This is a genomic window from Aureimonas frigidaquae (assembly GCF_001463905.1).
In the GTDB taxonomy this organism is placed as follows: Bacteria; Pseudomonadota; Alphaproteobacteria; order Rhizobiales; family Rhizobiaceae; genus Aureimonas; species Aureimonas frigidaquae.
The window spans coordinates 249,428-256,739 of record NZ_BBWR01000016.1 but is presented as its reverse complement, the minus strand read 5'-3'; the positions used below and the strand labels follow the sequence as shown (position 1 = coordinate 256,739).

General features: G+C 64.3%; 5 protein-coding genes and 2 pseudogenes. 2 read left to right on the top strand and 5 right to left on the bottom strand.

Annotation, left to right across the window (positions count from 1 at the left end):
* Both AUL30_RS16085 and AUL30_RS16080 read right to left on the bottom strand, forming a co-directional pair.
* Window positions 1-194: pseudogene (locus AUL30_RS16085) on the bottom strand (outer membrane protein); the annotation flags it as partial.
* Between the two features lie 281 nt (window positions 195-475).
* Window positions 476-781: pseudogene (locus AUL30_RS16080) on the bottom strand (DUF6476 family protein); the annotation flags it as partial.
* 138 nt (window positions 782-919) lie between these two features.
* Between AUL30_RS16080 and AUL30_RS16075 the strand changes: the two are divergent.
* Both AUL30_RS16075 and rpoH read left to right on the top strand, forming a co-directional pair.
* A complete protein-coding gene (locus AUL30_RS16075; protein WP_062228929.1) occupies window positions 920-1,867 on the top strand; it encodes an RluA family pseudouridine synthase in 948 nt (315 codons plus the stop codon).
* A gap of 246 nt (window positions 1,868-2,113) precedes the next feature.
* The gene (gene rpoH, locus AUL30_RS16070; protein WP_062228894.1) at window positions 2,114-3,031 is read left to right on the top strand and encodes an RNA polymerase sigma factor RpoH; all 918 of its coding nucleotides are present in this window, start codon (window positions 2,114-2,116) and stop codon (window positions 3,029-3,031) included.
* Window positions 3,032-3,124: 93 nt separating this feature from the next.
* Here the strand turns inward: rpoH and AUL30_RS16065 are convergent, their stop codons facing one another.
* From AUL30_RS16065 to AUL30_RS16055, 3 genes are all read right to left on the bottom strand, one after another.
* The gene (locus AUL30_RS16065; RefSeq protein WP_062228893.1) at window positions 3,125-4,108 is read right to left on the bottom strand and encodes a hypothetical protein; all 984 of its coding nucleotides are present in this window, start codon (window positions 4,106-4,108) and stop codon (window positions 3,125-3,127) included.
* A gap of 238 nt (window positions 4,109-4,346) precedes the next feature.
* Entirely contained in the window at window positions 4,347-5,918 is a 1,572-nt protein-coding gene (locus tag AUL30_RS16060) for a hypothetical protein (RefSeq protein WP_062228892.1), read from the bottom strand.
* A 45-nt stretch (window positions 5,919-5,963) separates the two neighbouring features.
* Window positions 5,964-7,256: an adenylosuccinate synthase gene (locus AUL30_RS16055; RefSeq protein ID WP_062228891.1), complete on the bottom strand. Its 1,293-nt coding sequence runs from the start codon at window positions 7,254-7,256 to the stop codon at window positions 5,964-5,966.
* Window positions 7,257-7,312: the final 56 nt, after the last annotated feature.

Sequence of the window (7,312 nt, the reverse complement as noted above, 5' to 3'; positions counted from 1 at the left end):
TCCGTCGAGAAGAGACCCGAGTCACGATTGAAGGCGACGCCAGCCTGGCCACCGACATAGAAGCCGGTCCAGGTGAAGGCCGGCTCGAAAGCGACGACCGGCGCCGGTGCAACCGGCTCCTCATAGATGACGTCCGCAGCAACGGCCGGCGTTACGAAAGCGGCCGAAGCCAGGAGAAGAGCAATACGGTTCATTTCTGAAACCCCTCAGTTTGCCGACCGGAGATCGTTTCTGGCCGGCCATTCCATTCACGCTTCAGTTGCGTGGTGAGGGATATGGTTGCCCGATTGGGCCGAACAATGGCCGCTTTCACGGATTGGATGCCACTGTTACCTTTCGGTCACAGGCACCAGGATGAGCCGTCAAGGCGTTGAAAATACTGGCTTCGCGCAAGGTTCCGCCGCTTTGATGCTCAGCCGGTCCGGCTGCGGCCGGCGCGACGCCTGTCTAGAAGTCGTCACAATCTCTGGGCGTGTCAGCGGCGCTGGAGCGGATAGGTGTTGACCAGCGTGCCCGACGCACGATCGAAGACCAGAAGCGATTCTCCCTCGGGCACGAAAATCCGCATCAGGATCGAGTCTCCGCTCAAGCTCGTCTCGGCGATCTCCGCCCCCGCCGGCAATTGCAGGGGGATGGCGGCGCCTTGCGCGGGTGCCGAGGAATCGGAGGTACGGTAGACAACCGCCACAAGCACGGCCATAACCCCGATGAACATGATGCCGATGGAAACGCCCAGAAGCCGAACCATCTTGCGGCGCAACCGCTCCGTTGCCGGATCGATCGTATCGGCCATCTCCCTGTCAGCATCCGTCATTGTCGAGCGTCGCGCCTTTTCCTGATGATGAACCACCGGCCCACAGGTACAGAAGAAGACGCGGCGGAGGCAAGCAGCTTCCGGGTCGATACGGCATGCGACGGCATGCGCCTCGATCAGTTCCTGACCCGCGCCCTGAACGGCGCATTGTCGCGCAGCCGCATCCAGTCCATCATCGCCGAAGGCGGCGCCGCGCTGGACGGCGGCCCGGCGTTGATCCAGCCCCGGCGCAGGATGACGGCGGGCGAAACCGTCCACCTGTCCATGCCCGAGCTGGTCGATGCCGACCCCCTGCCCGAGCCGATCGCGCTGACGATTCTGTATGAGGACGATGCGCTGATCGTCATCGACAAGCCGGCCGGAATGGTGGTTCACCCTGCTGCGGGCAACTGGGGCGGAACCCTGGTCAACGCGCTCCTTCACCATTGCGGCGACAGTCTTTCCGGCATTGGCGGCGTGCGCCGGCCGGGCATCGTCCACAGACTGGACAAGGACACGTCGGGCGTCATGGTCGTCGCCAAGACGGATGCGGCGCATCACGGCCTGGCCGAGCAGTTCGCCGCGCATGGGCGCGATGGCCGGCTCGACCGCGCCTATACGGCCCTTGCCTGGGGCGTTCCGCTGCGCCGCGAAGGCTGCGTCGATGCTGCCTTGGGCCGCTCCGGGACGGATCGGCTCAAACGCGCCGTCGTGCCGGCCGGCCGGCCGGACGCGCGCGCGGCCATCACCCACTACCGGGTCGATGCCGTGCTTGCCGAAGGGCTCGTCACACAGATCGATTGCCGCCTGGAAACCGGGCGCACGCACCAGATCCGCGTCCATCTGGCCCATATCGGCCATCCCCTGCTGGGGGACGATCTCTACGGCGCCGGCTTTCGCAGCAAGGCGGCGCGGCTCCCCGCGCCGGCCGGCGACCGGCTTGCAGCCCTTGGCCGCCAGGCGCTGCACGCGCGCCTGCTCGGCTTTCGCCACCCCATCTCCGGTGCCGCAATGCTGTTTGAATCTCCCCTGCCTGCCGATATGGCGGAACTTCTGGAAGCCCTGTCGCATTAGGATGGCAAGGTGCGGCTCTGCCGCATGCTGGGCCTGCCCGGGCGGCGAGAGAACCTTTCGCCGATTTAATGTTTTGCGTCCGTGCAAACGCCTTGAACAATCCCCATATGAAGTTTGGGCCGCCCCGGCCATGGGGTTCGTTCCGTCTGCCTGTCCGCGATCGGACCGCTCGGAACGCAATCATCCCGGAAGGCGGGCGGCAGCGCGGTTGGCCATGTTGGCGGCCGCCGGATCGGAGGGTTATCGATGGCAAGTGCCAATCTACCCAGCATTGCATCCGGAGAGGGTGGTCTCACCCGCTATCTGGAAGAGATTCGCAGGTTCCCTATGCTGGAGCCGCAGGAAGAATACATGCTGGCCAAGGCCTATGTGGAACATGGTGACCGCAAGGCCGCGCATAAGCTGGTCACCAGCCATTTGCGCCTCGTCGCCAAGATCGCCATGGGATATCGTGGTTATGGCCTGCCGATCGGCGAGGTCATTTCCGAGGGCAATGTTGGCCTGATGCAGGCGGTCAAGCGCTTCGACGCCGACCGTGGCTTCCGCCTGGCAACCTATGCCATGTGGTGGATAAAGGCATCGATCCAGGAATACATCCTGCGCTCCTGGAGCCTGGTCAAAATGGGCACGACCGCGAACCAGAAGCGGCTGTTCTTCAACCTGCGCAAGATGAAAAGCCGGATCCAGGCCCTGGACGAAGGCGATCTGAAGCCCGACCAGGTCAACCAGATCGCGACCCAGCTTGGCGTGAGCGAAGAAGAGGTCGTGTCGATGAACCGCCGCCTGTCCGGCGATGCATCGCTGAACGCACCGATCCGCGCGACGGAGGGTGAGTCGGGCGAGTGGCAGGACTGGCTGGTGGACCAGAGCGAAAGCCAGGAAGAAATCCTGGTCCGCGAGGACGAGCTCGATCAGCGCCGCGCCATGCTGGAAGATGCCATGGACGTCCTGAACGACCGTGAGAAGCGAATTTTCCAGGCACGGCGCCTGTCGGAGGAGCCGTTGACGCTGGAAGCCCTGTCGGACGAGTTCGACATCAGCCGGGAACGTGTCCGGCAGATCGAGGTGCGGGCCTTCGAAAAGGTCCAGAAGGCCGTGCGAGACAGCGCAGAGGCTGCCCAACGCGCTCTTCGCGTGACGGATCGGAGCCACGTCCCGGCCTGAGTGCCGAATTTCTCAAGTATGAAAAAGCCCGGCGTCGGTGACGCCGGGCTTTTTCGTTTACCGGCACAGGCAGCTGTGCTGGCAGGCGCCGCTCTACGACGGCGCCGCCTCAGGTGCCTTACACGACCAGGACGCTGACGCCGGTCTGGACGTATCCCGGTATCCATTGGAGGCTTCGTCGCGGTAGTCTACCTGATCGTCCGGATCGACGAGCTTGGCGACGATCACGCCACTGTAACCCTTCACGAAACTCGCCGAGAAAGAACCATCCCGCAGAACCAGGACGTTCTCGACGAGTGGGGTTCCATCTACCTTGTAGAACGACACTTTTAGGATCCGATCCACGATGATCGGTCCCGCGACCACGGTACCGCGGATGGTCACCATTTCCGTCGCAGGAACAACGCCCCCGCCGCCGCCGCCACCACCACCACCACCGGCGAAAGCGGCCGCGCCGCCGCCCGCCGCGGCAATCCCCAGCAAGGCCAAAGGCAGCTTGCTACTCATGGTCGATGCGCTGCTGGCGACTTCGGCAACGTTATGGGCGATCGGGCTGGAGCCGAACCAATGTGAAAAACTATCGGTCAGTGCCAGAACCGTGTCGGGGTCGCCGAAGCTGTAGACCAGCCCCCCGCCGTGCGTATAAGCCTGCTGAACGGGCGTCGTCGCATTGATGACAACACGACCACCCGCACTATTGGGCAGTTCGATGCCACACATGTCATCGGCGCAAACGGCATAGAATTTCTGGAATGTGATGCGCGTCTTGCCATCGAGCTGAAGAATGAGATCGCTGTCGGCCGCAGTCGAGGTGCGCAGGACGGCAGCCTGACTGACCTCTTCCACGACCTCATGTCCATCGACCATACGCCGCCGCAGGATGCGGTACCGCCGCCCTGCGATGGGCTCCATCCGGGCGGACGATCCGTTGCCTATATCATAAGCGTTCAAGCCGTCGGACAGGATATAATTTGCATCCGGCACTGGCCGATGATGCTGGGAAGGCTGCCCGACCTTGGCACCGGCGCCGCTCCGCGCGAGGCCAAGACCACTGGTGATTTTCTTGAAATCGAACATCGCAACCTTCAATATACTAAAGAAATACCTCCTATATAGTATCTCACAGGCGCACTCTCCGGTACATGTACCGGAAATTGAAATAATTTCGGCTATATTATCCTGAGTTGTCTTATGATGTCGCAGTTTACGCTGTATTGCGTCGACTAATGCGAAAACACCCCCATCGCACGGATGGAGGTGTCGATCGTGTCAAACCGTTTGCGATGGCGGCCGGGGTGCGTCGAGGGCTGGCTGTTCAGTCCCGGCCTTGCCAGGCGGTGATCGCCTCGCGGAAGACAGTCGCGCCTTCCGAACCTTTGGCAATGGACAGGAGTGCACGCTGCCCTGTCTCGTAAGCGATCGGAATATCGACCCACTGTTCATTGGCCAGAAGGCCGAGATTGTCGTCGACGGCCTGTTGCAGATCGTTCAGGGCAATCCAGAAGAAGCCGTCCGAGATTTTGCCGGCAACGCCGATCAGTGGCCGGCCGCGGTCCTGCTCGGTCGGCTTAAGCGCCAGGCGCTGCACGCTGGCGATCTCTCCGCCCGCAAAGTCCTGCGGTACGGTGAACATCATCTCGATGACATGGCTTGCCGGCAGAGTGGCGTCACCGTTACGCCGGATCGTCATCGTCATCGTCAGGTTGCGATCCGGAATCTGGACGACGCCGCGAATGGCGGGTTCCGGCGGTTGCCGCTCGGCGGGGGCCTCCTGGACGAGGCTCCACTGGACCTGCCCGGAATGCTGCGATCCCGGCGTGTTGTTGAACCGCTCCTCGTAGAACACAGCCACCTCGGCGCCCTCAGGCACGGGGGCTGCAGTGGCAGCGGATGCAGCCGGCGGGTTCGCAGTCTGCGGCGGAGCCGCCGCCGTAGCCGGCGCGACATCCGTACCTTCATCGAACACGTTGGCGCTCGACGTTCCCGGCCCCGGGTCCGACTCGGTCCCATCCGGCAGAAGCCGCTGCGTGTACTGGCGCTCGCCCGGATCCTGCGACGGCGCAGAATCCGCTCCTGGCGTGGCAGTTGCAGGAGACTCCGGCGTTGTTGCACCGTCCTGGCCTGTCGTAGCCTGCCCGGCATCGCCGGAGGCGGCAGGCTCGGCGGGGGGCGCATCCACCGTCGCCGCAACATCCGGCGTTTCACCGGCGTCTGTCCCTTCCGGCGCCTGCGCCGCAGGCTCCTGCGCTTCCTGCTCCTGCGTCGATCCGCCGAAGAAGCGGGAAACATCCACGCCTGCGACATAGGCAGCACCGGCAGCACCGGCGATGACGAGCACGGCGACACCTGCCAGAAGCGGCACGCGCGAACGCGTCTTGGCGGCCGGACGGCGGGCGCTCGGATAGCGCGGCGCGCCCATGTCGGGCGCTGGAATGGCGGTCTCGCCGCGGCCGGCATCGATGCCGGACTCGTCGTCGGCGGGGTCGTGCCGGGGTGCGGCAGGGCCGACTTCCCCGACATCGCCGGGCCGCGAACCGGCGGAATAGGAATCACGCGGCTCAGGAGCGCTCGCGGCACCAAGGGTCGCGGCCGGGCCCATGGGCGCAGCCGGCGTCATCGGCTCGGCATGGTGGGCGGGGCCGTCGACGCCGCCGTCCTGGCTGCCGGCAGCATCCAGGTCCTCGTAATGCCGCTCCGTCCGGACGATCGCATCCTCGAGCGCGGCCAGACGCGCAGCGGCGACATCATCGGCCAGAGGCGGGCTGGCCATCGAAATCTGTCGTTCGATGGCCGCGCGGGCCTTTTCATAGACCTTGGCGCGCAATTGCGGGCTTGCACCAGGCAGACCGTCGATCGTCTTTCGGAGAACGGCGCTCAGATCCGCCATGGCTATGGATTACTCTCGACTGCTTCGGTACAATGGGGCTGGAACTTAGTCCTGAAACGGATCGCGAACAAGTATCGTGTCGTCACGCTCCGGAGATGTGGAGAGAAGTGCAACCGGCGCCCCGACGAGTTCCTCGATCTCGCGCACGTATTTGACCGCCTGTGCGGGCAGATCGCTCCAGGAGCGCGCACCTGCGGTTGTATCTTTCCACCCTTCGACCGTGCGATAAATGGGTTTCACACGGCGCTGGGCCGCCAGGCTGGCCGGAAAATAATCGATTTCTTCGCCATCGAGCTCGTAACCGACGCCGATCTTGATCTCGTCCAGCCCGTCGAGAACGTCGAGCTTGGTCAGCGCAAGGCCGTGAATGCCGTTGATGGCGACGGCCTGACGCACCAGGACCGCGTCGAACCAGCCGCAGCGCCGCTTGCGCCCCGTTACCGTGCCGAACTCATGTCCCTTCTCACCGAGGAACTGGCCGATCTCGTTGTCCTGTTCGGTCGGGAAGGGCCCCTCCCCCACGCGGGTCGTATAGGCCTTGGTGATGCCGAGCACGAAGCCCGCGGCTGACGGGCCCAGGCCGGAACCGGCCGCGGCCTGGCCAGCCACCGTGTTGGAGGATGTCACAAAGGGGTAGGTCCCGTGATCGATGTCGAGCAGCGTTCCCTGCGCGCCTTCGAAGAGGATCCGGTCGCCCGCCTTGCGACGTTCGTCGAGAAGCCGCCAGACGCGGTCCATGTAGGGCGTGATCTCAGCTGCCACGCTGGTCAGCTCCTCCAGGAGCGCACCAGCATCGATCTCGGCCTCTCCAAGGCCACGCCGCAGCGGGTTGTGATGGGCGAGCAGGCGCTCGATCCGTTCCGGCAGCGCGTCCGGCTCCGCCAGGTCCATGACGCGGATGGCGCGGCGGCCGACCTTGTCCTCGTAGGCCGGGCCGATGCCCCGCTTGGTCGTACCGATCTTCGTGCCGCCTGCGGCATTCTCGCGGATGGCATCGAGTTCGCGGTGAAGCGACAGGATCAGTGCGGCGTTGTCGGCAATGCGCAGGCTTTGGGGAGAGATGGAAAGCCCCTGGCCTTCCAGCCGGCGGCGCTCGGCCACAAAGGCGTGCGGGTCGAAGACGACACCGTTGCCGATGACCGAGAGCTTACCCTTGCGGGCCACGCCGGATGGCAGCAGCGAAAGCTTGTAGCTGGTGCCGTCCACCACCAGAGTATGTCCGGCATTGTGCCCGCCCTGGAACCGCACGACCACGTCGGCCCGCTCGGAGAGCCAGTCGACGATCTTGCCCTTCCCTTCGTCTCCCCACTGGGATCCGACGACAACACAATTACCCATGCATTCTCCTGCGGGCGACCTCGGCCCTTGATCTTGGTATGGGAGCGGCCCCGTGA